We start from the raw sequence: 23,402 nt of genomic DNA on the forward strand, positions 1-23,402 counted from the left end.
CGCGGCACGGGGGCAGGCGCGTTGACGGCACGTGCGGTCACGTGCGGTTACGTGGACTACCTGTGGTGCGGGCAGCACGCGATGACGGGTCGAACGACCTGAACGTCAGCGCGTGCCCGTGCGACCGGGCATCTCAACTCCTGGCAGGGGCGGGGCGATGGCGACAATACCCGGTGGCGCGCCAACCCGTGCCGGGCCGCCGGTTCCCGAAGTCCGTTGAGATCGGGCGCACTTGTCGCCCGATTACCTAGCGTAGCCACGAGGACGGCCCTACCGTTGCTGCCCTGGGAGTGCCTCCACACCTGAAGGCGACCAGTGGGAACGGGGGAGGCGCTATGGCGCGACTCAAGCATCTGGTCGTCGTGGTGCCCGGTATCGGGGGCAGCGTGCTGCAGACGCCCGACGGGGCCAAGGGGTGGGACGAGCACCGCCGACGCTTCGTCGCGGCGGCCACCCGGCCGCACCGGCTTGGCCTGGACGCGCATCCGGACCTGGTTCCCGTCGGCCTGATGCCGGACATCACGCTGATCGGCCCCTTCGTGGTCCCCGGCTACGACGACCTGGTGCGCAGGATCCGCAACCGCTTCGACCATGTACAGGTCGACGTGTCCCGGCCAGGGCACGACCGGGACGACCGCGCCGACGTGGTCCTCTTCCCGTACGACTTCCGGCACAGCATCCAGCACGCGGCCGAGCGGCTCGCCGCCGATGTATCGGCGCGGCTCAGCGGTGAGCACGCGGGAGCACGCCGCAGACGCGTGATCGTGGTCGCGCACTCCCTGGGTGGCCTGGTGGCCCGCTACTGGCTGGGGCCCCTGGGCGGCGCGGCGGACTGCGCCGCACTGATCACCCTCGGCACCCCGCACCGCGGCGCCCCCAAGGCGCTGGGGGTCCTGACGAACGGGGTGAAGGTGGGGCCCGAGCGGCTGGCAGGACTCTCCGAAGTGCTGCGTCAGTGGCCCTCCGCGTACGAACTCCTGCCGCGCTACCCGGCGGTGGGGCGACCGGACGGTGCGGCACCGCTCAGGCCCCATGAGCTGGCGGAAGGCGGCCCTGTCTTCGCGGCGTTCGCGCCACGGGCGAAGGCCGCCTTCGCGGTGCATCAGGACATCGAAGCAGCCTGGAACGAGCTGCCCGGCAGGCCCGAATCGCCGGAGGTGACAGCGCTTTTCGGCCGGGGACACGCCACGCTTCAGCAGGCCATGCTCCTGCCCTCCGGGCTCTCGGTGGCGAAGGGGGCACCGGACTGGCTGCCCAACCGCGACTGGCTCGGCGACGGCACGGTCCCGGCGATCTCCGCCATCCCCATCGAGCAGCAGGACATGCGTGCCCGCAGGGCCGTCGCGGAGCGCCACATGGCGCTCGCCTCCTCGTCCGCGGTCGTCGACGTATTGGGCGAGTACGCCGGTGAATCGCGCGCGGCGGTACGAGGTGACGCGCCCGAACACCCCTGGCTCGGCCTCGACTTGGAGGACACGGCTCCCGTCAGCACCCCGGTCCCGGTCGGCGTGACCCTGCACGGTGTGCGGGCGGACGAGCGGACGCAGGTGCGGGTCCGGCTTCGCGCGCGGGACGGCCAGGGGAGTGCGGGCGACGGCGGGGAGGGGGCGGGCGCGTCCTGGCTGCCGTGCGCCAGGTCCGGTGACGAACGGTGGCGGACGGAACTCCTGCCGCCGGGCAGCGGGACCTACACGGTGGAGGTCGCGGCGACCGGCGTAGCGGCCGTGGACCGCCTTCGCGCCGGGGACGTCCTGGGCGTGGTCGACACAGAGGACTTGGCAGCGGAGGGGTGAGCACGGCGTGGCGCCGGTGGGCGTCGGACTGACCATGGATTCCATGATCCGCCACTCCACCTCCGTACAGCAGGAAGTCGTCCGATGTTCGCCCCGGTGTTACCCGCCGACGTCGTGGATGGGCCAGCATCTGAGGTCCGGTCGAGTTCCACTTCGCGGTACCCCGAGGGGACAACGTTGCAACACCCACGTCCAGGACGTACGCACCACCAATCAGGGGGAGCACGCGGCGCGGTCGTCTCCTTCACGGCTCTGCTGTCGCTGGCACTGACTGGATGCGGTGTCGCGGGGATAGGTGACGACGGGGACGGGGGCGGGGACGCGCGGTCGTCCGTCGATGCCGCTTCCGTCGCCGGGATCGACTGCGCCGACGCGGGCAAGGTCCAGGGGACCGGGTCCAGCGCGCAGCAGAACGCGATGCAGTACTGGATCAAGCATTACCAAAGCGCCTGCCCGGGAGTGCGGATCGCGTACAACCCGATCGGGTCCGGGGCGGGCGGCGCGCAGTTCCTGCGGGGTGCGACCGCGTTCGGCGGTTCCGACAGCGCGCTCAAGCCCGATGAGGTCGAGCGCTCGAAGGCCGTCTGCCGGGGCGGGCGGGCCATAGACCTGCCCATGGTCGGCGGCCCCATCGCGATCGGCTACGACGTGCCGGGCGTCGAGGACCTGACGCTGGACGCCGAGACCCTCGCCAAGATCTTCGATCGGAAGATCACGGATTGGGACGACCCGGAGATCCGGCGGCTCAACCCCGGCGCCGACCTGCCGTCCATGCCCGTCCGCCCCGTGCACAGGTCGGACGACTCCGGCACCACGCAGAACTTTCAGGCCTATCTGGCGGGCGCGGCCCCCGAGGTCTGGACCCACCCGCTGGCCAAGGCCTGGCAGGGGACCGGCGGTGCGTCCGCGAGCGGGTCCAGCGGCGTCGCCTCGGAAGTGACCTCCGGAGTCGGAGCGATCGGGTACTTCGAGCTGTCCTTCGCGCGGGCCCGCCAGATCAAGACCGTGACCATCGACACGGGCGCGCCCGCCCCGGTCGCACCGACTCCCGCCACGGCGTCGGCAGGCATCGCCGCCGCCCGGGTCGCGGGGACGGGCAGCGACATGAAGCTGAAGTTCCGTTACGACGCATCGACCCCGGGCGCGTATCCGATCGTCCAGGTCACCTACGAGATCGTCTGCGACAGGGGGAACCAGAAGGCGACCCTGCCCGGGCTCAAGTCGTTCCTGACCTACACCGCGAGCAAGGTGGGGCAGAAGGATCTGTCCCGCCTCAACTACGCGCCGCTGCCGGAGTCCGTCGCCGGTCAGGTGCGCGACGTGGTCGGCACGCTCTCCTGAGGGAGGGAGTCCTTGTACTGAGGCAGGGGCCGCATGCAACTCCCTGCCTCAGTAAGGCGCTTACCGCGTGCGGAGGTCACCTCACGCGACGGCCGTGCCCTCCAGCTCGACCAGCTGGCCGGGTATCGCCAGCCGCGTCACCCCGAGCATCGTGGTGGTCGGCGCGACCCCTGCGGCGCCCAACTGCCCGGCCAGCACGCCGTAGTGCTGGAAGAGCAGGTCGACTTCGGTCGTGTAGACGTTGAGCCGGACGAGATCCGAGAGGGACATGTCGGCCTCGGCGAGCACGGCCTTGACGTTGTCGATGCTCAGCGCCAGCTGCGCCGCCATGTCACCGTCGTGCTGGGGCTTGCCTTCGCTGCTCATCGCGGTCTGCCCCGAGATGTACAAGGTGCGCGTGTGCCCGGACACGACCTCACCCTGGTTGAAGCCCAGCTCTGTCGACCAGGACACCGGGTTGACTGCAATTCGTTCCATCGCCGCTTTGGCTCCGTTCGGTTCAGTGGGTTCGCTGACGGTACGTACGTCCATCGGCCCGGCAGCCGCCGCGCTCTGACGTCGTGTGAAGGAGCCTTCCAGCAATACATGACATCTCCAGTCATGTATTTCGCTAGTGTTTTCGCATGCGCGCCGACCGGTTGGTTTCCTTGGTGCTGCTTCTGCGTCAGCGCGGTCGGATGACTGCGGACACGCTGGCCCGCGAGCTGGAGGTGTCCACCCGCACGGTGCTTCGCGACATCGAGGCGCTGTCCGCAGCGGGCGTGCCGGTCTACGCGGAACGCGGCCGACACGGCGGCTTCTCGTTGCTGCCCGATTTCCAGACGGCGCTGACCGGACTGAACCACGACGAGGCGCTCGCCCTGCTGGTCGCCGGATCACGCCGCGGCGCGCAGTTGTTCGGCCTCGGCTCGGCGCTCGCCTCGGCCATGCTCAAGGTGTTCGACGCGCTGCCCGAAGACCTCCGCGGCACTGCGGCAGGGGCGGCCCAGCGACTGCTCATCGACCCGGAGCTGGACCTCCTCGCGCGGCGCGTGGAAGCCGAGGAGGTGCCCGACGCGACTGTGGCGCAGGTCCGGCGCGCGGTCCTCGCCGGACAGAAGCTGCGCATCCACTACGCGCCTCCGGGGCGGCCCCCGGAATGGCGCACGGTGGACCCGATCGGCCTGGTCACCGTCCGCAACCAGGGCTATTTGCTGGCCACGCGCGCCGGCGCCGACCGCACCTACCGGCTGTCCCGGGTGCTGGGTGCCGAGGCGCTCGGTGAACCCGCGCAGCGACCGGCCGCGGTCGACCTGGACCGGGCCTGGCAGGAGCGCAACACACGGTTCCGGAACGGCGGCGGCGACCAAGTCACCGTGCGGGTACGGGTGGACCCGGCGGGACGGAAGGACCTGGTGGGCACCGCGCTGGCGGTCTTCGACGAAGGAGACGAAGAAGCCGAGGCACATAGGGGAGCCGAAGCAGACAGGGGAGCCGACGCGGACGGCTGGTTGCGGCTGAGCGTGGTCTTCCAGGATGCCCGGCACGCCACCTGGGCCCTCTGGCAGCTCTCCACGCTCGCGGAAGTCCTGGCCCCGCAGTGGCTGCGCACCTCCCTGCACGACCGCGCCGCCGAGATCGCCGCACTCTATGGACCGAGCTGAACCGGCACGGGATCGTGCTGGCCCAGGAGGCCGCCAGGACGCAGAAGCACGACTCCATCGGGACCGAGCACCTCCTGCGCAGTCTCGGCTTCACGTCCGCCGAGTTGTACGAGACGGTCACGACGGCGATCACCGAACGGCTCACCGCAGACGACGAGCAGTAAACGGCGAGCAGTAAACGACGAGCAGTGGTCGACGGGTGTGATCAAGTAGGGCGCACAGGCCGTCTGAGTACTCGTACTCATGATCCGCACCCCACCGCTCGCGCAAGCTGGACGCACAGGTCGATGAGAGGAAAGAACTGTGCTCAGCAGCATCCGAGTTCGCCCGGCGTCCCGCGTCTCCGGTGGCCGGTCGGCGCGATCCCTCGTGGGGCTCGCGCTGGCGGGAGCGGCGGCGGCCGCGGCGCTGACCGGCTGTTCCATGGAGGACGCGACCTGCGGTGGCGGCGAGTATCCCGTTCTGCGGGTGGGCAGCAGCGGGTCCGCATGCCAGCCCGACGGGGAAGAGCCGCCGAAGGGCTATGCCCGCTACCCGGAGGGGAAGGTCCCCGAGCACGTCGGGGACAAGTGGGACACGTACTGGAGCGATCACACGCTCGACGAGAACGGGAAGATCATCAAGCTGAAGGGCGGTCAGTGAGCGTCGCGCAGGCCGCCTTCGCGACGAAACCGCCGCCGTCGCCGAAAGGTGGGGGTGGACTTACTAGGACGTCCAACTATATCTTCGTGACCATAGCCCGCGGTGCAGGGAAGCCGGTGTGAATCCGGCGCGGTCCCGCCACTGTGACCGGGGAGTGCGTTCTCGCCGAGCGATACGCCACTGACGGAGAAGTTCCGTCGGGAAGGCGGGAGAGCGCGCGCTGATCCGGGAGTCAGGATACCGGCCGTGGGGTGTTCCGTGTTGTCCACGAGGATGGAGCAGACACGCATGGCACCGGTCCGTACCCACGACCCAGGTGAACCGGCGAAGCGAGCGACGGCCCCGGCCGGCGCTCGACTCCACGACGGCTCTTAGGCCTTCGCGTCCCACGACAGAACCGCCCGCCCACCTCACCCGGTGGCGCCGTCGGCCTGCCGTGCCATCCCCGGACTCACCTGACGAGAGCAGGCTCTCATGGTCCGTGAACTGACACATTTCATCGGCGGCAAGCACGTCCCCGGGACGTCGGGGCTCTTCGCCGACGTGTACGACCCCAACTCCGGCTCCGTACAAGCCCAGGTGCCGCTCGCCGGGCGGGCGGAAACGACCGCGGCGATCGCCGATGCCGAGTCCGCCCAGCGCGAATGGGGCGAGTGGAATCCGCAGCGGCGCGCCCGCGTGATGCTGCGGTTCCTGCAACTCGTCGAAGGGGAGCGGGAGTCGCTGGCCCGGACGCTCTCCGGCGAGCACGGGAAGACCGTCGCCGACGCCCACGGCGACCTGCAACGCGGTCTTGAGGTGGTGGAGTTCGCCGCGGGCATCCCGCACCTGCAGAAGGGGGAGTTCACCGACAACGCAGGCACCGGCATCGACGTGCACTCCCTGCGGGTACCGCTCGGCGTCACCGCGGGCATCACCCCGTTCAACTTCCCCGCGATGATCCCGCTGTGGAAGGCGGCCCCTGCGCTGGCCTGCGGCAACTCCTTCATCCTCAAGCCGTCCGAACGCGCGCCCTCCGTGCCGCTCCGGCTCGCCGAGCTGTTCCTGGAGGCGGGCCTGCCGCCCGGTGTCCTGAACGTCGTCAACGGCGGCAAGGAGGCGGTGGACACCCTCCTGGAGGACTCGCGCGTCCAGGCGCTCGGCTTCGTCGGGTCCACCCAGATCGCCGCGCACATCTACGCCACCGCCGCCGCGCACGGCAAGCGCGCCCAGTGCTTCGGCGGCGCCAAGAACCACATGATTGTGATGCCGGACGCCGACCTCGACCAGGCCGTGGACGCCCTCATCGGCGCCGGGTACGGCTCGGCGGGGGAGCGCTGCATGGCCATCGCGGTCGCCGTCCCCGTCGGCGAGGAGACCGCCGACGCGCTTGTCACCCGGCTCAAGGAACGCGTCGCCGAGCTGCGCATCGGACGGTCCGACGACCCGGAGGCCGACTTCGGGCCGCTGGTGAGCCGGGACGCCCTCGACCGGGTCCGCCGCTACGTGGACATCGGCGTCAACGAAGGCGCCGAACTCGTCGTGGACGGACGCGACTTCACCCTGCCCGGACACGAGAACGGCTTCTTCGCCGGAGCCACCCTCTTCGACCGCGTCTCGCCGCGCATGCGGATCTACCGCGAGGAGATCTTCGGCCCGGTGCTGTGCGTGGCCCGCGCCGCGGACTACGAGGCAGCCCTGCGCCTGCCCAGCGAACACCCCTACGGCAACGGCGTCGCGATCTTCACCAGGGACGGCGACACCGCCCGCGACTTCACCCGCCGCGTCGGCGCGGGCATGGTCGGCGTCAACGTGCCGATCCCCGTCCCGGTGGCGTACCACACCTTCGGCGGCTGGAAGCGGTCCGGCTTCGGCGACCTGAACCAGCACGGCCCCGACGCCGTCCGCTTCTACACCCGCACCAAGACCGTCACCTCGCGCTGGCCCTCCGGAGCCAGGGAAGGCGCGAACTTCACCATCCCGACGATGGGATGACGGCGATGACCACGATGGCCACGGCCCTCACCAAGGACCAGCTCGCACTGGCCGAGGTGACGCTCGACTTCGCCGAGGAACACCTCGCACCGCACGCCGTCGCATGGGACCGCGACAAGCACTTCCCCGTGGACGTGCTCCGCAAGGCCGCCGAACTGGGCCTCGGCGGTGTCTACGTACGCGAGGAGCACGGCGGTTCGGGCCTGAGTCGCACCGACGGGACCCTCGTCTTCGAGGCCCTCGCCACCGGCTGCCCCTCCATCGCCGGATACCTCTCCATCCACAACATGGTCGCCTGGATGATCGACCGGTACGGCGACGAGCACCAGCGCGCCCGCTGGCTGCCGGACCTGTGCAGCGCCGCGTCACTGGGCAGCTACTGCCTCACCGAGCCGGGCGCAGGATCGGACGCCGCGGCCCTGACGACCCGCGCCGAACGCGACGGTGACGCGTACGTCCTGACCGGCGTCAAGCAGTTCATCTCCGGAGCGGGCACCTCGAACGTGTACGTCGTCATGGCGCGCACCGGCGAGGAAGGGCCCGGCGGCATCTCCGCGTTCGTCGTCGAACGGGACGACTCCGGCCTCACCTTCGGCCCCGACGAACGGAAGATGGGCTGGAACGCCCAGCCCACCCGCCAAGTGCTCCTCGACGGCGTGCGCATACCGGCCGACCGCCGCCTCGGGGACGAGGGAGCGGGCTTCCGCATCGCCATGACCGGCCTCAACGGCGGACGGCTCGGCATCGCGGCCTGCTCCCTGGGCGGCGCCCAGAGCGCACTGCACCGCAGCGTGGCCTACCTCGCCGACCGTGAGGCGTTCGGCGCGTCCCTCCTGGACGCACAGGCGCTGCGGTTCCGGCTCGCCGACATGGCCACCGAGCTGTCCGCCGCCCGCGCCCTGGTGCGCCAGGCCGCCGACGCGCTCGACCGGGACGACCCGCGCGCCCCGCAGCTGTGCGCCATGGCCAAGCGCTTCGCCACCGACACCGGCTACTCCGTGGCCGACCGGGCACTCCAACTGCACGGCGGATACGGCTACTTGAGCGAGTACGGCATCGAAAAGATCGTCCGGGACCTGCGGGTCCACCAGATCCTGGAAGGAACCAACGAGATCATGCGCCTGATCGTGGCCCGCGGACTGACCGAGGCCGTCCGATGACGGCGGCGGAGGACGCCGTCGACTCCGTGCTGCTGCGCGTCGAGGGCCGCGCGGGCCAGCTGGTCCTCAACCGCCCCAAGGCCCTCAATGCCCTCACCCACGCCATGGTGCTCCGCATCGACGAGGCGCTGACCGCCTGGGAACAGGACCCCGCCATCGAGAGCGTCGTCCTCACGGGTGCGGGGGAGCGGGGCCTGTGCGCGGGCGGCGACATCCGTTCCATCCACCAGGACGTCACGGCGGGCGACGGCGCGGCGACGCGGGAGTTCTGGCGCGACGAGTACCGCCTCGATGCCCGCATCGCGCGCTATCCCAAGCCGTTCGTCGCCGTCATGGACGGCATCGTGATGGGCGGCGGTGTCGGCATCTCGGCGCATGCGGGCGTGCGCGTGGTCACGGAACGCTCCCGGGTGGCGATGCCCGAGACCGGCATCGGCTTCGTGCCCGACGTCGGCGGCACCTACCTGCTTGGCCTCGCGCCCGGCGGCCTCGGCGCCCATCTCGCCCTCACCGGGGCGCAGGTGGCGGCGGGCGACGCGCTCAGGTGCGGCCTCGCCGACCACTTCGTACCGTCGTCGTCCCTGCCCGGTCTGCTCGCCGGCCTCGCCGATGCGCCGGTACGAGAGGTCCTCGCGCGGTACGTCGAGGACGCGCCGCCCGGCCGACTCGCGGACGAGCGGGAGTGGATCGACCACTGCTATGCCGCCGCAACGGTCGAGGAGATCGTCGACCGTCTGCAGGCGGACGGTTCGCGCGCGGCGAAGGAGGCCGCCGAGACACTGCTCGGCCGGTCGCCCACGGCCCTCAAGGTGACGCTGGAGGCGCTGCGGCGGGCGCGTGAACTCGGCTCGCTCGAAGCGGTGTTGGGCCAGGACTACCGCGTGTCGTCCGCTGCCCTTACCTCGCCCGACCTGGCGGAGGGCATCCGCGCCCAGGTCATCGACAAGGACCGCTCGCCGCGCTGGAACCCCGGCACGCTCGCCGAGGTGGGCACGGACGACGTCGTACGTTTCTTCGCGCCGCCCGGAGACGGGGGACTCGCCCTGGACGGCGGCGCCGTGACACAGGAGGTGGCGTGGTGAGCGGGACCGCGGGCGCAGGGGCGCCGGAGGCGAGGACCATCGCCTTCATCGGCCTCGGCAACATGGGCGGGCCGATGGCCGCGAACCTGGTCGCGGCGGGGCACCGCGTCGTCGGACACGACCTGTCGGCCGACGCCCTCGCCGCCGCGGCGGCGAGGGGAGTCGTGCCCGCCGCCTCGGCCGTCGAGGCGGTGCCGGACGCCGACGTGGTGATCACCATGCTTCCGGCCGGGCGGCACGTCCTCGCCCTCTACCAGGACGAGGGACTGCTCGCCGCGGCCGCGCCGGGCACGCTGTTCGTCGACTGCTCCACCATTGACGTCGCGGACGCCCGCGCCGCGCACGAGGCCGCGGCCGCCACGGGCCACCGCGCCCTCGACGCGCCGGTCTCCGGCGGGGTGGTCGGGGCCGAGGCCGCCACGCTGACCTTCATGGCGGGCGGCGGCACGGGGGAGTTCACCGAGGTGGAGCCCTTGCTGGCGGCGATGGGAAAGCGCGCCGTGCACTGCGGGGACGCCGGTGCCGGGCAGGCGGCGAAGATCTGCAACAACATGATCCTCGGCATCTCGATGGTCGCCGTCAGCGAGGCCTTCGTACTCGGCGAGAGCCTGGGGTTGACCCCGCAGGCGCTCTTCGACGTGGCCTCGACCGCCTCCGGCCAGTGCTGGGCGCTCACTTCCAACTGCCCGGTGCCGGGGCCGGTCCCCGCGAGCCCGGCCAACCGTGACTACCGGCCGGGCTTCGCCGCCGCCCTCATGGCGAAGGACCTCGGCCTGGCCGCCGGGGCGGCGCGCGCGACGGGCGTGGACGCCGCACTCGGCCTGCGCGCCGCCGAACTGTACGCGGAGTTCGCCAAGGAGGGAGGGGCTGACCGCGACTTCTCCGCGATCGTGCAGACGATCAGGCAGCGGTCCGGTGAGCACGCGACCTGAGGCGAGCAGAGCTGACCGCAAGGCCGCCGTGGCCTTGCGGTCAGTGTGCGCGGGTCACTATGGAGTGGCGGCGGTGCTCATGATTCCGCCGAGATGAACTGACTGTCGGGAGCGTCGGGGGCGGGCGCGGCCATGGCACCTGCTGCCTCGGTTGCGTCTTCCCGCACGCTTTCGGTGCCCGAAGCGGGCGATGCGCCCTGGCCGGTGGTGGCTTCGCCGTCTCCACTGCCCGTGCGCTCCAGCCACGGAATGGCATACACGTTGGTGCGCGTCGGCTGTCGGGCCGCCGCCAGGGCCAGCTGCTCCGCCCTGGCCGAAGGCGGACCGTCGGTCGGCGGCGAGTAGGGCACCAGACTGCTCAGCCAGGCGACGATCTGCATGCCGGGGACCGTGAGTGTCGTGCCGTCGAAGGACGACGCGAATCGACGGGTCGACGAGCTGTTCTGGTAACTGCCCGAAAGGGAGAAGGGGCCTATTCCGACGCTGCTGCGTATCGACGTGGCCTGTGTGGCCCGCTGCAGGTCCGTGGTTCCCCAGTCGGCGCTTATCTTGATGTCCCTGGCCACGATGAAGGAGGTCGGCAGCAGGGAGAAGATTCCCTCGTTCTTGTCGCTGATCTCGCCGGTCGAATAGTCGCCCGGCCGACGGCCTGCCGTGCTCCAGCCGCGCAAGGACGTCAGTGATGAGTCCAGCCAGCGGCGGCGTATTTCGATCCGGCCGAAACGGAAGGAGATGTTCATGTTCGATGTCTCGGTGTGGAGGCTGTACTGCGTCCTTTCCGTGGATCCGGCGGCACCGACCCGCCACAGACCGAGATTGATCCCGCCGCCCGCGCCATAGCGGGAGAATCGCGACTCCTCGTTGATGCGGAGCCGGTTGGACGTCAGCGTCAATGCCGTGAAGTTCGCGGCTCCTGATTCGGCGAACCAGTTGCCGGGGAACGCCTCGCACAGGTGCCAGAAGATGTTGGCGTCGACGAGGCTGCCGCGCCTGGTCTGCAGATACGTCTGCCGGGCGCGGGAGAAGATTCCCGCGAGGCTCGACTGCTGGAACTGCCCGAGGGTGGCGAGGGCGCTCTCCACCACACCGGGGCTGGCCGCCTGAAGGTCCTGATAGGCGAGGTCCACGGGCGCCCTCAGCACCGGCGCCAGGATGGCCCACTTCCGCTGGTCCTCGGGTTTGCTCAGGTCGTACTGGAGGAAGTTCGTCGTGTAGCTGAGCAGGGCCGCGGTGTACAGCTGGAACTTGTTCTTGTAGTTGCGATACAGCGGAGAGTCGACTTTCACCGTGACGGGAAGACCGTCCTGGTCGAAGTCCTGGCCGTCCACGAACAGCAGATTGAACGCCTTCTCGTACGCCTTCTGCCCTTCGGGGTCCGCGGGTGGCGGATTCACGTTCGCGCGGACGATCTCGCCGTAGACGTTGTCGGTGCTGACGCCGCCGACCGCGTAGGCCGGTGTCAGCAGGGGGACGGGGTCCACCAGGGTCGCGAAGTTCTCGCTTGCCGCGACGGAACCGGTCGGATTGTTCGGGGACCACGGGTTCGCGAACTGCGCCGCGTCCACGGGATTTCCGGGTAGTTGCAGCGACATGTAAGTCTGTGCCCGCCGCAAAATGGGCTGCCCGCCACCGATTCCGGAAGGAGTGGTGGTGAGCGCGTCGAAGATCGCGTCGTAAATTCCTTGGAGCAGCTGTTTCTGATCGATGGCCATGGGCTACCCCCTTATATTGACCACCGCCGGATGGGCCCGGGATGTTACTGGTTTCCTACTCCCGCAGCACAACAGCGTCAATGAGCCAAGAGGCGTGCGGGAAGGGCGACCCGCATTCGTCTGAATTGTGGCCAGAAAGGTTTTGCAAGTACGGGTTCCCAGGGGCTTTCTGACCCGACGGGGGTACGTGTGTGCGAGTGAGGTCGTGCGGTCGGGACGCCTGGAGGGGTGCGTGGGCGTGAACTTGCCACGGGTGGACGCGACGCCCCGGTGACGGGGGCCCGGCGCGGGGCGTCGGCCGTCGCGCTCGAAAGTCGATACGACACGTGGGTGTGAGGGTCTTCTCAGCGGGCACTCGATGGGTGGGCCCCGCCGTGTCTCCCCCGTCGCGGCGGGGCCCACCTGCGTATCCCGGTCCTCTTCAGTCGTGTTCGCGGTAGGCGACGGCCGTCGCGGCGACGGTCAGCGTGCTCAGCAGCAGGGGCCAGCCGATCCCGTGGTGGAGGACGAGCCACGCGCCCAGGATCGCGCCCGCGGTCATCGCGGTCACGGCGACGACCCGGCGGACGGCGCGCCGGTCGGTGCCGCCCGCGATGCGTGAATCGGCGGCCAGCGCCGCCAGGGTGCCGGTGAGGACCGTCGTGGCCATGGCGGGCACCGCCAGTCTGCCCACGGTGCCGTTGCGCATCCCCATCGCGAGGGCCACCAGGACGATCACCGGGTAGGGCGGCTCGCCCCCCGACGCGAACGCGACGGCGGTGGCGATGCCGAGGAGCGCGGCCTCGATCCACACCGCGGTGCGGACCCACGGCACACGGTGCCGGTCGCGGAAGGCGCCCGCGAGCCTGCCCGCCGCGACGGCACCGACCAGGAAGGCCGAGAGCGACACGAGCGAGCCGGTCACGGAGAACCCCGGCGCCCCCGCCAGCGCGAAGCCGATGACGACGACGTTTCCGGTCATGTTGGCCGTGAAGACACGGCCCAGACCGAGGTAGCAGATGGCGTCGACGAGGCCGCTGACGGCGGTGAGGGTGACGAGGACCAGTGACAGCGGATGACGGTCACCGATCTCCGAGGTCGGCACGGCACGGCTTCCGGAGTGAGTCGTCATGCCGCTCGTTCTACCTCGGTGCGAGCCGTCAGCGAGGACGGCGCGGGCGACCGGTTTGGCCCGCCCCGCCCCGGCTACCCGTCCGGGATCCGAAGGGAGGGCCCCGTGAGAACCGCGTACGACACGACCACGACCGCGTCCGCCACCCCGTTGGAGAGGGGGCCGGAGGAACTCAACCAGCAGGATCTCGTCCGCTACTTGGAGGACCGCTTCGCGTGCGCTCAGGCCTGCGACGAGTGCGTACGCGTCTGTGCGATGCGCCCGGGCCCGGCCGAGCCCGGCGGCGTGGCCCGCCTCAACACCGCCTGCGCGGACGTCTGCGACGCGACCTCCCGCGTCCTCGCCGAACAGAGCGACCAGGACGAGCAGCGGGTCCGGATGCAGGTCGAGTGGTGCCGCGCCGTCTGTCTCCAGTGCGCCTCCTTGTGCGACCCGCACCCCGCCTCGGCCCGCTGTGCGGAGGCGTGCCGTCGTTGTGCGAAGGCGTGCGACACCTTCTTGACGACGCTGGGCTGAGGGCCGGGCGGGATGGTCGGCAGCGAGGCGGCGCCGGTCAGTCGGGCAGGCCGTCGACGGTGCGCACCACGGGGCCGAACCGGTCCGTGATGGTGGTCAGCGCGGCGGCCTGCAGCGTCTTTGCAGGCACGACCGAGCCGTCCGGCGCGGTGAGCGTCCGCGTGGCCGTGGCCTCGGCGACGACGGTCGGCCGGTAGCCGTGGTTCACGGCGCCCTGCGCGGTGAAGGTGACGCACATGTGCGTCATGAAGCCCGCGAGGACGAGGTCCTTGTCGCTTCCGGGGCCGAAGCCCAGCTCGGTCAGGGTCTTCTCCAGGTCGGTGGCCTGGAAGGAGTCGGCGAACGTCTTCACGACCACCGGCTCACCGTCCCGCGGGGCGACCTCGTCGCTGATCGAACCGATGTGGGCGCGGATGTCGTACGGCGTGCCGTCGCCGCCGTCGTTGATGACGTGGACGACCGGAATCCCCGCGGCGCGGGCACGCGCCAGCAGCCGGGCGCCCGCCGCGAGCGCCTCCTTGGCTCCCTGCAGCTCCATGACGCCGGTGCTGTAGGTGTTCTGATAGTCGATCAGGACGAGGGCGGAGTCGGCGATCCGGGGCGGCCGGTTGTCCAGGCCGAAGACGTCGCGCAGGGCCTTGGACGGGTTGTCCGAGCTCATCAGGTCTCTTTCATCGTGCAGTTGGGTATGGCGAGGCATCCATCACGAGGTCAGTCGGCCTGCGTGCGGAAGCGGCGGCGGTATGCCACCGGTGTGGTGGCGAGCCTGCGCCGGAACGCCCGGTGCAGGGTCTCCACCGAGCCGAGTCCGGCCGCTGCCGCGACCCGGTCGAGCGGATGATCGGTGGCCTCCAGGAGGCGACGGGCGACCTCGATGCGCGCGGCCTCCACGTAGGACGCCGGGCTCGTGCCCGTCTCCTGCGTGAAGACACGCGAGAAGTGCCGCTCGCTCAGACACATCCGGGCGGCCAGGGCCACCGTGGACAGATCGGCGTCGAGGTGGTCAGTGATCCACAGACATAGCTCGTCGATGTCACGACGAGTGGTGGCCGAGCGGCTCAGCGGTACCGAGAACTGACTCTGGCCGCCCTGCCTCTTCAGATAGAGAACCAGCTGCCTGGCCACGGTCAGCGCGGTCTGCTCGCCCTGGTCCTCGGCGACCAGGGCCAGCGCGAGATCCAGGCAGGCGCTGATCCCGGCCCCGGTCCACAGCCGCCCCCGGTCGGTGCGGACGAAGATCGGGTCGGGGTCGACCGTGACCGCCGGATGGTCGGCGGCGAGCTGGGCAGCGGTCGACCAGTGGGTGGTCGCCGTCTTCCCGTCCAGCAGCCCCGCCGCGGCCAGCACATGCGCGCCCACGCACACCGACGCCACGCGCCGGGTGTGCGGGGCCGTCTCCTTCACCCACGCCACCACGGCGGGATCGACACGCGCCACCGGCCCTTCGTCGGCCATGTCGACCGCGCCCGGCACCAGCAGGGTGTCCACGTCCGCGCCGACCTCGTCGAAGGAGACGTCCGCGAGGAGCCGGACACCCGCCGACGTCCGGACCGCACCGGCGGTGGGCCCCGCAAGCCGGACCTCGTAGCCCGCGCGGTCCGCCGTCTCGCGGTTGGCCAGCGCGAAGACCTCGGCGGGGCCGGCGACGTCGAGGAGGTCGACATCGGGGAAGACCGCGATGACCACCCGGTGTGTGAGGGGCATGTCCCCATCCTCACCGCCCCGTCCGATGTCCGCAATGACGACTCCCTGTCACATCCGGACATGGCCGCAACCGGCCGGGAACCAGAACGGATCTCCGTCCGACCACTGCACCAGAGCCCCCTGCGCAGCCCCGCGCAGCACGCACCGGAACGAGGTAGCAGCCGCATGAACTGGTACGAGGACGACGAATTCTGGTCGGACTTCGCCGAGACCATGTTCTCCGAGCGCAGGCGCACGGAGGTCGAGAGCCTGGTCGCCGAGTCGTCGCTGCTCCGCTTTCCGGCCGGGAGCCGGGTCCTCGACCTGTGCTGCGGGCCCGCCCTGTACCTCGTGCCGCTGGCCCGCGGCGGCTGCGCGGTGACCGGGGTCGACCTCAGCCCGGCCATGCTGAAGCGGGCCGACGCCGCGTGCGAGGCGGCCGGGGTGGACGTCCGGCTGGTGCGGGGGGACATGCTGACCCACGTCGAGCCGGAGACGTACGACGTGGTGCTCAACCTCTTCACCTCGTTCGGCTACTTCGACGACCCGCGGGACAACGAGCGCGTGCTGCGCAACGCCCACGACTCGCTCATGCCGGGCGGACGACTGCTCATCGACGTGATGGGCAAGGAGGTTCTCGCGGGCTGGATCGGGCGCCCCCAGGTCGTCGAGCTCGACGGCGGCGCGTACGTGCTGCAGCGCGACACCGTCCTGGACAGCTGGACCCGGCTGCGCACCGACTGGACGCTGGTGCGGGACGGCGAGGCGCGCGAGGCGTCGATCACCTCCTTCCTCTACAGCGCGGCCGAGCTGCGCGCGCTCTTCGAGGCAGCCGGTTTCACCGACGTGCGCTGTTACGGGGACTTCGACGGCGGCCCGTACGACAACCACTCGAAGCGGCTGATCGTGAGCGGCACCCGTCCGGAACTCCCCTTGGGCGGCACTGGGCACGGCCCGCACGTCGACGTGCAGGCGAACGAGGGGACTTCATGACCGAGGCCGCATCCGCGACGCCGCCCACGCGTCGCGCCGCCCGCTCGCGCGGCGAACCCGGGCAAGGGGCCGAGGGAGAGCGTCCCACGGGCCGCGGGCGGCTGCTGACCACGCTGGTGGCGCTCTCCGTGACCCTCGTGCTCTCCGTCCTTGCGGGCATCGCGCTGGGACCGACCGTCGTACCCCTCGGCGACGTCGTGCACTTCCTCACCGCGGCCCTCACCGGCGGCACCATCGGCGCGGAGGACGCCACGGGGTACGCCATCGTCTGGCACGTGCGCACCCCGCGGGTCCTGCTGGCCGCGGTCGTGGGAGCCGGGCTCTCCGTCGTGGGCGTCGCCATCCAGGCGCTGGTGCGCAACGCGCTCGCGGATCCGTTCGTGCTCGGCATCTCGTCCGGCGCCTCCGTGGGCGCGACCGCGGTCGTCGTGTTCGGGATCTTCGCCGGTCTCGGGGTGTACGCCCTGTCGGCCGCCGCGTTCCTCGGCGCCCTCGGCGCGACCGTGCTGGTGTATCTGGCCGCGCGCGGACCGCTGGGGCTGACGCCGCTGCGGCTCGTGCTGACCGGGGTGGCGCTCGCGTACGGTTTCCAGGCGCTCATGAGTGTGCTGGTCTTCCTCGCGCCGAACGGGCAGGCCGCGCGGACCGTGCTGTTCTGGCTGCTCGGCAGCCTCGGCTCGGCGACCTGGGAGTCCCTGCCCCTGGTGACGGCGGCGGTGCTGGTCGCGATCGTCGTACTGCTGCGGCAGAGCCGGTCCCTCGACGTGCTGTCGCTCGGCGACGAGACCGCCGCAAGCCTGGGCGTGGACGCGGACGCGCTGCGACGCGGACTGTTCGTGCTCACCGCGGCCGTCACCGGGCTGATCGTCGCGGTCAGCGGCGCGATCGGCTTCGTCGGTCTCGTGCTGCCGCACGTGGTGCGGATCTGGGTCGGCTCCACGCACCGACGGGTCCTCGCGGTCGCGCCGCTCGCCGGAGCCGTCTTCATGGTGTGGGTCGACCTCGTGGCCCGTACCGCCTTCGCGCCCGAGGAACTGCCGCTCGGGGTCATCACCGCGCTGATCGGGGTGCCGGTGTTCGTCGTCCTGATGCGCCGCCGCGGCTATCTCTTCGGAGGCCGGTAAATGGTCCTCTCCCTCCGTGACCTGACGGTCGAGGCGGCCGGGCGCGCCCTCGTCGACCGGCTGAACATCGATGTGGCCGCCGGTTCGATCGTCGGGCTCGTCGGCCCCAACGGCAGCGGCAAGTCGACCGCGCTGCGCTGCGTCTACCGGGCGCTGAAGCCGACGTCAGGGGCCGTGCTGCTGGACGGCACCGACCTGACGGCGCTGAAACTGCGCGACAGCGCCCGCTCCGTGGCCGCCCTGACCCAGGAGAGCCACACCGAACTGGACTTCACCGTCGAGGAAGTCGTCGCCCTGGGACGCGCCCCGCACGCGCAGGGCAACCACCCGCTCACCGCCCACGAACGGGAGCTCTGCGAGGAGGCGATGGACCGTCTCGACGTGTCGCACCTCGCGGACCGCAGCGTGCTGAGCCTCTCCGGCGGAGAGCGGCAGCGCGTGCTCGTCGCGCGTGCCCTCGCCCAGGAGCCCCGTCTCCTGGTCCTCGACGAACCCACCAACCACCTCGACGTACGCCACCAGGTGGAGCTGCTGTCCTTCCTGCGCGGCTCGGGGCTGACCGTGTTCACGGCCCTGCACGACCTCAACCTGGCGGCACAGGTCTGCGACCGCATCGCCGTGCTCGGCGCGGGCTGCCTGGTCGCCGCCGGTGATCCGGCCGAGGTCCTGACCCCCGAGCTGGTCCGCAAGGTGTTCGGCGTCGACGCCGTCGTCGTACCGCACCCGCGCACCGGCATCCCCCAACTCCTCTACGACCTCGCCCCGGCCACCGTCGACAGCCCGTCCCCCGCAGAAGCTTCCCCGGAAGGACCCCACTCGTGACCAGACCACCGTTCCCCCGAGCCCTCGCCGCCGGGGTGCTGGCCACCGGGCTCCTGCTCACCGGCTGCGGCGCCGAGGTCGAGTCGGCGGCGGACAGCAAGTCCGACACCCGTACCGTCACCGTCTCCAACTGCGGCAAGGACGTCACGTACACCCGCCCCGAGCGCGCGGTCGCCTACGACGTGAGCGGCGCGGAGAAGATGTTCGCCCTCGGCCTCGCCGACCGCATGCGCGGCTACGTCATGAACAAGCTCGGCGACCCGTCCATCAAGGGCTCGCCCTGGCGCAAGAAGTACTCCGAGGTCGACCGCCTCGGCAGCGAGCGCATCACCCGGGAGATCGTCGTCGACGCCGAGGCCGACTGGGTCCTCGCGGGCTGGAACTCCGGCTTCAGCGAGGAACGCGGCATTACCCCGGCCCTGCTGGACAAGGTCGGCGTCGACAGCTATCTGCACACCGAGACCTGCTGGGACTACGGCAACAAGAACGTCGACGTGTCACCACTCCAGGCGCTCTACACGGACCTGGACAACCTGGGCAAGATCTTCGGTGTGGAGAAGCGGGCCGACAAGCTCGTCGGCGACCTCAAGGAGCGGGTCGCCGCGCTGAAGAAGACCTGGCCCGACAGGGCGGACCGCGACCCGGCCAAGGTCTTCGTCTACGACTCGGGCACCGACCAGCCGTTCACCGCGGGGCGGCACGCCGCGCCGGACGACATCATCACCGCGGCCGGGGGCACCAACGTCTTCGGCGACCTCGACAAGGGATGGACGACGGTGGGCTGGGAGCCGGTCATCAAGGCCAAGCCCGAGGTCATCGTGATCGTCGACTACGCGGACCAGCCCGCGAAGGAAAAGATCGCCTATTTGAAGAAGCTGCCCAGCCTGAAGTCCGTACCGGCGGTGAAGAACAACCGCTTCCACGTCATGTCGTACGGCGATGTCGTCAGCGGCCCGCGCAATGTCACGGGCGCCGAGGACCTGGGCCGCTACCTGCGTTCGGTCGGGCGGTGACGCCGACCGTGACCCCCACGCACACGGCGCACGCCGCCGACGCCGCGCCGCTTGACGAGCGCCTCCCCGAACCTGGCTCCGTACCCGAAATCGCCCCGGTCCACGACCACATCACCGATGCGATAAAGGCCCCGGACCTGCTCCGGCTGTCCGACAACGTCGTGCTCGCCCGCTTCGAGACCCTCAAGGTCTACGCCGCCCTCGGCGCGGTCCGCACCCTGCTGGAGCGGGGGACGGTGCAACAGGGGCAGACCCTCGTCGACAGTTCGAGCGGCATCTACGCACTCGCCCTTGCCATGGCCTGCCACCGCTACGGACTGCACTGCCACATCGTCGCCTCCACCACCGTCGACGCGACGATGCGCGCCCAACTGGAGGTGCTCGGCGCCACCGTGGACCAGATGCCGCCCTCCGAGGACCTGCGGCTCGACCAGGAGGGCCGGGTCCGGCGCGTCCGTCGGCTGCTGGCGGAGCGGCCCGGCATGCACTGGATGCGGCAGTACCACGACGCCGTCCACTACACCGGCTACCGGGAGTTCGCCGCCCTCGTCGACCGCGCGCTGCCCGACGTACCGCTGACCGTGGTGGGGGCCGTGGGGACCGGGTCCTCCAGCGGCGGCCTCGTCCAGGCGCTGCGCGGGCGCGACCGCGACGTCCGGCTGCTGGGCGTGCAGCCCTTCGGCAGCGTCACCTTCGGCAGCGAGGGGTTCAGCGACCCGGAGGCGATCATCGCGGGGATCGGCAGCTCGATCCCCTTCGACAACGTCCACCACGACCTCTACGACACCCTGCACTGGCTCGACTTCCGGCACGCCATGGCCGGTGCGGTGGGTCTGCTGCGCGAACACGCCGTGTTCGCGGGGCTGTCCACCGGCGCCGCCCACCTCGTCGCGGGCTGGGAGGCCGCCCGCGAGCCCGGCCGCACCCATCTGGTCATCGGTGCCGACACCGGACACCGCTACACCGACCGCGTCTTCGCCCGCCACCGTGAGGCGCTCGACCCGCGCACCCTCAAACCGCACCGGATCACCGGCCTCGCCGACCTCACTCCGCCCTGGTCGGCGATGGAGTGGAACCGGCGTACGTATGACGTACGACGCGGCGGTGCGGCAGCCGCACCGACATCGGCACCCGGATCCGCACCCGCACTCGCATCCGGATCCGCACCCGCATCGGCGAAGGCCCGGCTCGGCCGGGCGACAGACTCACCCCTCACACACGCGAGCGGCCCGCTCGGCGTACCGGACCGGGAGAACCAGACACCGTGACCATCGCCGCACTGGAAGCACTCACCTTCGGGCTTGCCCGCCTCGTCGAGGCGGCGGACAACGCCGGGCACCGCTTGTGCCTGCTCACCGGCGACCGCGACGTCTACCGTCACGAACTCGCCCACCTCGACCCCGGGGCACTCGACATCGTCGACATCGACACCACCGATGCCGGGGCCTGCGCGGCCGCCCTGTCGGCGCTGCCCGACCTGAGCGGGCTCATCAACTCGACCGACACCTGGAGCGTGCCCGGCGCCGACCTCGCCGCCAAGTTCGGTCTGCCCGGACCGGATCCGAGCGCGGTACGGATCCTGCGCGACAAGGGCCGGGTGCGCGCCCTTCTCCACGAGCGGGGCCTGAGCGGCAGCCGTGCGCTGGCCGTGCCCGCCGATGTCTCCTCGGCCGACGAGATCCTCCGCGAGGTCGGCCTGCCCGCCGTCCTGAAGGACTCCGCGGGCACCTCCTCCCGCAACGTCTGGCCGGTGCGCGACGAGCGGCAGCTCCGCACCGCGCTCGCCGAGTCGTCCCAACGCCCCTTCAACGGGGAGCTGTTCGCCGAGCGTTTCTTCTCCGGACCCGTCTACAGCGCGGAGACCCTCGGCTGGGAGGGCGAGACGAAGCTGCTCGGTGTCCTCAGCCGCCAGATGTCGCCCGAGCCGTCCGTCCGCGAAGAGGCCGCGGCCTTCCCCGTCGCCTTCCCCCTCCCCGAACTCGGCCTCATCGAGGACTGGGCGGGCCGCGTGCTGGCCGCCGCGGGACACGACAGCGGCTTCGCACACGTGGAGTTCGTCCTCACCGCGGACGGCCCGGAACTGGTGGAGATCAACCGCCGCATCGGCGGCGCGCTCGTCGGCGAGGCCCTGTGCCGTGCCTTGGGCACCAACGTCTACGACGCGATGGTCGACACGGCCCTCGGCAGGCGCCCCGCCCTGCTGGACGCGGTGGCGGCCGGACCCGCCTCCGGCCCGGCCACGGCCTTCGTGCTCGTCTACCCCGACCACCCCGGCACCCTCACCGGCTGGACCGGCCTCGACGGCCTGGCCGCGTTCCCCGGCTCGCCCGAGTGGTACCCCACGGCCGTCCCGGGGCGGCGCGTGGAGCACCTGAGCGATCAGCGCGGCTGCACGGGAATCGTGCTGACCGAGGCCGAGACCGCGGAGTTGGCGCTGCACAGGGCGCTCAGCGCTGCCGGGAGCGTACGGCCGACTGTCGCGGGCGACGGCGACGACGACCGGGAATGACAGGGACGACACCACTGCGGCCCCGGTCGCGTTCGCGCCTCGCACCCTTCACCGAGTTCACGGGCCCTCAGTACTTCCTCCTCGCCGGATCGTTCCTCATACCCCTGGGCAGCTTCGCCGTGCTGCCCTTCATGTCGGTGCTGCTGCACGAACGGCTGGGCATGGGGCTCGGTGCGGTCGGCATCGTGCTGGCGGTCGCGTCGTTCGTGCAGTTCTCGGGCGGTGTGGTGGGAGCGGCCCTGGCCGAGCGGATCGGTCTGCGGCGCACCATGCTGCTGGCCCTGGTGATCCGCACGGCGGGCTTCGCCACCTTCCTGCCGGGGCTGAGCCGTCCGGCGTGGGCCGTCGCCGCGCTGTTCCTCGTCTCCTGCGGGGCCGCGCTCTATCTGCCCGCGAACAAGGCGTACCTGGTCACGGGCGTGGAGGAGGACCGCCGCGCCCCGCTGCTCTCCGCGAGCAGCTCGGCATTCAACGCGGGCATCGCGCTGGGCCCGATCGCCGCCGCGCCGTTCGTGCTCAAGGCCTCGGCCGGGCTCTTCACGGCGGTGACCGTGCTGTTCGGGCTGATCACGGCGGGGCATGCGGTGCTGCCAAGGGCCACCGAGGCGGGGGAGGAGGGGCACCGGCCCGGGGCGCGGCCCCCCGAGGACGGAAAGCCGGTCGCCGGTTCGCCCCTCCTCCCCCTCGCGATCACCGCGCTGAGCGTGTACGTCTTCATGTTCTTCCAGCACTACCTCGCGCTCTACGCCGTGGGCAGGACCTCGACGCTCTTCTACGGCCTCGTACTCGCGCTCTACGCCCTGCTCCTCGTGGTCACCCAGCCCCTGCTCTCGGACTGGATCGCCCGCCTGCCCTACCCCCGCGCCCTGCGCATCGGCTTCGCCGCGCTGGCCACCGGCATGGCCGCGCTGGCCCTCGGCCACCCCGCCGCCATCCTGGGCGGTGCCCTGCTCATCTGCCTCGGTGAGGTCGTCCTCTTCCTGAAGAACGACCTCGAAGCCCTGTCCAGGTCCGACCGCTCGCCCGCCGTCGTCTTCGGCCGCCAGCGACTGGCGGCGGGAATCGGCGCGTTCGCCAGCGGCATCGCCGGAGGCGAGGGCTATGCGTGGGCGGAGGGCTCCGGCCACGCGGGCCTCTTCTGGGTGGCGGTCGCGGCGCAATGCGCGCTGTTGCCACCGCTGTTGCTGTGCGCTCTGCGCAGGAGTCGGAGCCGAGCCTAGAGGGCCAGAGCTCGGGGCCGTAGCCAGCCAGCCGGAGCCAGAGAGTCAGAGCCAGGCGCTGCCCATTCCTTATTTCTGAAACGGGTTCTACTCTGTGCGCCGTCAGGTCCGGGACCGAGCGAGCCAAGCAGT

The 23,402-nt window shown here is 71.1% G+C and carries 22 protein-coding genes and 1 riboswitch; of the genes, 17 read left to right on the plus strand and 5 right to left on the minus strand.

Annotation, left to right across the window (positions count from 1 at the left end; all coding sequences use genetic code 11):
• Positions 1-335: 335 nt before the first annotated feature.
• Together ABZV77_RS13625 and pstS are read left to right on the plus strand one after the other, a co-directional pair.
• Positions 336-1,793, plus strand: a complete 1,458-nt coding sequence (locus tag ABZV77_RS13625; RefSeq protein ID WP_356254949.1) for a hypothetical protein — start codon at positions 336-338, stop codon at positions 1,791-1,793.
• A 177-nt stretch (positions 1,794-1,970) separates the two neighbouring features.
• Positions 1,971-3,134, plus strand: a complete 1,164-nt coding sequence (gene pstS, locus ABZV77_RS13630) for a phosphate ABC transporter substrate-binding protein PstS (protein ID WP_356254952.1) — start codon at positions 1,971-1,973, stop codon at positions 3,132-3,134.
• 81 nt (positions 3,135-3,215) lie between these two features.
• Here the strand turns inward: pstS and ABZV77_RS13635 are convergent, their stop codons facing one another.
• Positions 3,216-3,611, minus strand: coding sequence for a RidA family protein (locus ABZV77_RS13635; protein ID WP_356254955.1), 396 nt, complete (start codon positions 3,609-3,611; stop codon positions 3,216-3,218).
• Positions 3,612-3,757: 146 nt separating this feature from the next.
• On the opposite strand from ABZV77_RS13635, the gene ABZV77_RS13640 reads away from it, so the two are divergent.
• The 7 genes from ABZV77_RS13640 to mmsB all read left to right on the plus strand — a co-directional run bounded on the left by ABZV77_RS13640 (position 3,758) and on the right by mmsB (position 10,567).
• On the plus strand, positions 3,758-4,777 hold the full coding sequence (locus tag ABZV77_RS13640) for a WYL domain-containing protein (protein ID WP_356254958.1): 1,020 nt from the start codon (positions 3,758-3,760) through the stop codon (positions 4,775-4,777).
• 14 nt (positions 4,778-4,791) lie between these two features.
• The gene (locus tag ABZV77_RS13645; RefSeq protein WP_356254960.1) at positions 4,792-4,941 is read left to right on the plus strand and encodes a Clp protease N-terminal domain-containing protein; all 150 of its coding nucleotides are present in this window, start codon (positions 4,792-4,794) and stop codon (positions 4,939-4,941) included.
• 205 nt (positions 4,942-5,146) lie between these two features.
• The gene (locus ABZV77_RS13650) at positions 5,147-5,419 is read left to right on the plus strand and encodes a hypothetical protein (RefSeq protein ID WP_356256035.1); all 273 of its coding nucleotides are present in this window, start codon (positions 5,147-5,149) and stop codon (positions 5,417-5,419) included.
• Between the two features lie 76 nt (positions 5,420-5,495).
• Positions 5,496-5,683, plus strand: a riboswitch (cobalamin riboswitch).
• Positions 5,684-5,893: 210 nt separating this feature from the next.
• Entirely contained in the window at positions 5,894-7,393 is a 1,500-nt protein-coding gene (locus ABZV77_RS13655) for a CoA-acylating methylmalonate-semialdehyde dehydrogenase (RefSeq protein WP_356254963.1), read from the plus strand.
• A 5-nt stretch (positions 7,394-7,398) separates the two neighbouring features.
• Complete coding sequence (locus ABZV77_RS13660) at positions 7,399-8,553, plus strand: acyl-CoA dehydrogenase family protein (protein ID WP_356254966.1); 1,155 nt, start codon at positions 7,399-7,401, stop codon at positions 8,551-8,553.
• Positions 8,550-9,635, plus strand: coding sequence for an enoyl-CoA hydratase/isomerase family protein (locus ABZV77_RS13665; protein WP_356254969.1), 1,086 nt, complete (start codon positions 8,550-8,552; stop codon positions 9,633-9,635). Before ABZV77_RS13660 ends, ABZV77_RS13665 begins: the two co-directional genes overlap by 4 nt.
• Entirely contained in the window at positions 9,632-10,567 is a 936-nt protein-coding gene (gene mmsB / locus ABZV77_RS13670) for a 3-hydroxyisobutyrate dehydrogenase (RefSeq protein WP_356254972.1), read from the plus strand. The genes ABZV77_RS13665 and mmsB overlap by 4 nt, the downstream gene beginning before the upstream one ends.
• Before the next feature lie 77 nt (positions 10,568-10,644).
• On the opposite strand, the gene ABZV77_RS13675 is transcribed toward mmsB, so the two are convergent.
• Both ABZV77_RS13675 and ABZV77_RS13680 read right to left on the minus strand, forming a co-directional pair.
• Complete coding sequence (locus ABZV77_RS13675; protein ID WP_356254975.1) at positions 10,645-12,279, minus strand: hypothetical protein; 1,635 nt, start codon at positions 12,277-12,279, stop codon at positions 10,645-10,647.
• Between the two features lie 421 nt (positions 12,280-12,700).
• Positions 12,701-13,390: a YoaK family protein gene (locus ABZV77_RS13680; protein WP_356254978.1), complete on the minus strand. Its 690-nt coding sequence runs from the start codon at positions 13,388-13,390 to the stop codon at positions 12,701-12,703.
• A gap of 150 nt (positions 13,391-13,540) precedes the next feature.
• Between ABZV77_RS13680 and ABZV77_RS13685 the strand changes: the two genes are divergently transcribed.
• The gene (locus tag ABZV77_RS13685; protein ID WP_356256038.1) at positions 13,541-13,906 is read left to right on the plus strand and encodes a ferredoxin; all 366 of its coding nucleotides are present in this window, start codon (positions 13,541-13,543) and stop codon (positions 13,904-13,906) included.
• A 37-nt stretch (positions 13,907-13,943) separates the two neighbouring features.
• Here the strand turns inward: ABZV77_RS13685 and ABZV77_RS13690 are convergent, their stop codons facing one another.
• Complete coding sequence (locus ABZV77_RS13690; RefSeq protein WP_356254981.1) at positions 13,944-14,567, minus strand: isochorismatase family protein; 624 nt, start codon at positions 14,565-14,567, stop codon at positions 13,944-13,946.
• A 50-nt stretch (positions 14,568-14,617) separates the two neighbouring features.
• Positions 14,618-15,610 carry a DJ-1/PfpI family protein gene (locus tag ABZV77_RS13695; protein WP_356254984.1) on the minus strand — a complete coding sequence of 331 codons (993 nt, stop codon included), beginning with the start codon at positions 15,608-15,610 and terminating at the stop codon, positions 14,618-14,620.
• A 165-nt stretch (positions 15,611-15,775) separates the two neighbouring features.
• Here ABZV77_RS13695 and ABZV77_RS13700 point away from each other — a divergent pair, with 165 nt between their 5' ends.
• From ABZV77_RS13700 to ABZV77_RS13730, 7 genes are all read left to right on the plus strand, one after another.
• Positions 15,776-16,582: a methyltransferase domain-containing protein gene (locus tag ABZV77_RS13700; RefSeq protein WP_356254987.1), complete on the plus strand. Its 807-nt coding sequence runs from the start codon at positions 15,776-15,778 to the stop codon at positions 16,580-16,582.
• Positions 16,579-17,706 carry an iron ABC transporter permease gene (locus ABZV77_RS13705; protein ID WP_356254990.1) on the plus strand — a complete coding sequence of 376 codons (1,128 nt, stop codon included), beginning with the start codon at positions 16,579-16,581 and terminating at the stop codon, positions 17,704-17,706. The genes ABZV77_RS13700 and ABZV77_RS13705 overlap by 4 nt, the downstream gene beginning before the upstream one ends.
• Positions 17,707-18,528, plus strand: a complete 822-nt coding sequence (locus tag ABZV77_RS13710) for an ABC transporter ATP-binding protein (protein ID WP_356254993.1) — start codon at positions 17,707-17,709, stop codon at positions 18,526-18,528.
• Complete coding sequence (locus tag ABZV77_RS13715; RefSeq protein ID WP_356254996.1) at positions 18,525-19,541, plus strand: ABC transporter substrate-binding protein; 1,017 nt, start codon at positions 18,525-18,527, stop codon at positions 19,539-19,541. The genes ABZV77_RS13710 and ABZV77_RS13715 overlap by 4 nt, the downstream gene beginning before the upstream one ends.
• Before the next feature lie 89 nt (positions 19,542-19,630).
• A complete protein-coding gene (locus ABZV77_RS13720; protein ID WP_356256041.1) occupies positions 19,631-20,809 on the plus strand; it encodes a pyridoxal-phosphate dependent enzyme in 1,179 nt (392 codons plus the stop codon).
• Complete coding sequence (locus ABZV77_RS13725; RefSeq protein ID WP_356254999.1) at positions 20,806-22,050, plus strand: ATP-grasp domain-containing protein; 1,245 nt, start codon at positions 20,806-20,808, stop codon at positions 22,048-22,050. The genes ABZV77_RS13720 and ABZV77_RS13725 overlap by 4 nt, the downstream gene beginning before the upstream one ends.
• Positions 22,047-23,270: an MFS transporter gene (locus tag ABZV77_RS13730; protein ID WP_356255002.1), complete on the plus strand. Its 1,224-nt coding sequence runs from the start codon at positions 22,047-22,049 to the stop codon at positions 23,268-23,270. The genes ABZV77_RS13725 and ABZV77_RS13730 overlap by 4 nt, the downstream gene beginning before the upstream one ends.
• The last annotated feature ends 132 nt before the right edge of the window (positions 23,271-23,402 follow it).

Source organism: Streptomyces sp. NPDC004732 (genome assembly GCF_040609235.1).
Taxonomy (GTDB): domain Bacteria; phylum Actinomycetota; class Actinomycetes; order Streptomycetales; family Streptomycetaceae; genus Streptomyces.

Bases quoted from the DNA above. Each gene is read 5' to 3' on its own strand.
- ABZV77_RS13625 (WP_356254949.1), top strand. From the start codon at position 336: ATGGCGCGACTCAAGCATCTGGTCGTCGTGGTGCCCGGTATCGGGGGC.
- ABZV77_RS13635 (WP_356254955.1), bottom strand. From the start codon at position 3,611: ATGGAACGAATTGCAGTCAACCCGGTGTCCTGGTCGACAGAGCTGGGC.
- ABZV77_RS13640 (WP_356254958.1), top strand. From the start codon at position 3,758: ATGCGCGCCGACCGGTTGGTTTCCTTGGTGCTGCTTCTGCGTCAGCGC.
- ABZV77_RS13655 (WP_356254963.1), top strand. From the start codon at position 5,894: ATGGTCCGTGAACTGACACATTTCATCGGCGGCAAGCACGTCCCCGGG.
- ABZV77_RS13660 (WP_356254966.1), top strand. From the start codon at position 7,399: ATGACCACGATGGCCACGGCCCTCACCAAGGACCAGCTCGCACTGGCC.
- ABZV77_RS13665 (WP_356254969.1), top strand. From the start codon at position 8,550: ATGACGGCGGCGGAGGACGCCGTCGACTCCGTGCTGCTGCGCGTCGAG.
- ABZV77_RS13675 (WP_356254975.1), bottom strand. From the start codon at position 12,279: ATGGCCATCGATCAGAAACAGCTGCTCCAAGGAATTTACGACGCGATC.
- ABZV77_RS13680 (WP_356254978.1), bottom strand. From the start codon at position 13,390: ATGACGACTCACTCCGGAAGCCGTGCCGTGCCGACCTCGGAGATCGGT.
- ABZV77_RS13690 (WP_356254981.1), bottom strand. From the start codon at position 14,567: ATGAGCTCGGACAACCCGTCCAAGGCCCTGCGCGACGTCTTCGGCCTG.
- ABZV77_RS13695 (WP_356254984.1), bottom strand. From the start codon at position 15,610: ATGCCCCTCACACACCGGGTGGTCATCGCGGTCTTCCCCGATGTCGAC.
- ABZV77_RS13700 (WP_356254987.1), top strand. From the start codon at position 15,776: ATGAACTGGTACGAGGACGACGAATTCTGGTCGGACTTCGCCGAGACC.
- ABZV77_RS13705 (WP_356254990.1), top strand. From the start codon at position 16,579: ATGACCGAGGCCGCATCCGCGACGCCGCCCACGCGTCGCGCCGCCCGC.
- ABZV77_RS13710 (WP_356254993.1), top strand. From the start codon at position 17,707: ATGGTCCTCTCCCTCCGTGACCTGACGGTCGAGGCGGCCGGGCGCGCC.
- ABZV77_RS13730 (WP_356255002.1), top strand. From the start codon at position 22,047: ATGACAGGGACGACACCACTGCGGCCCCGGTCGCGTTCGCGCCTCGCA.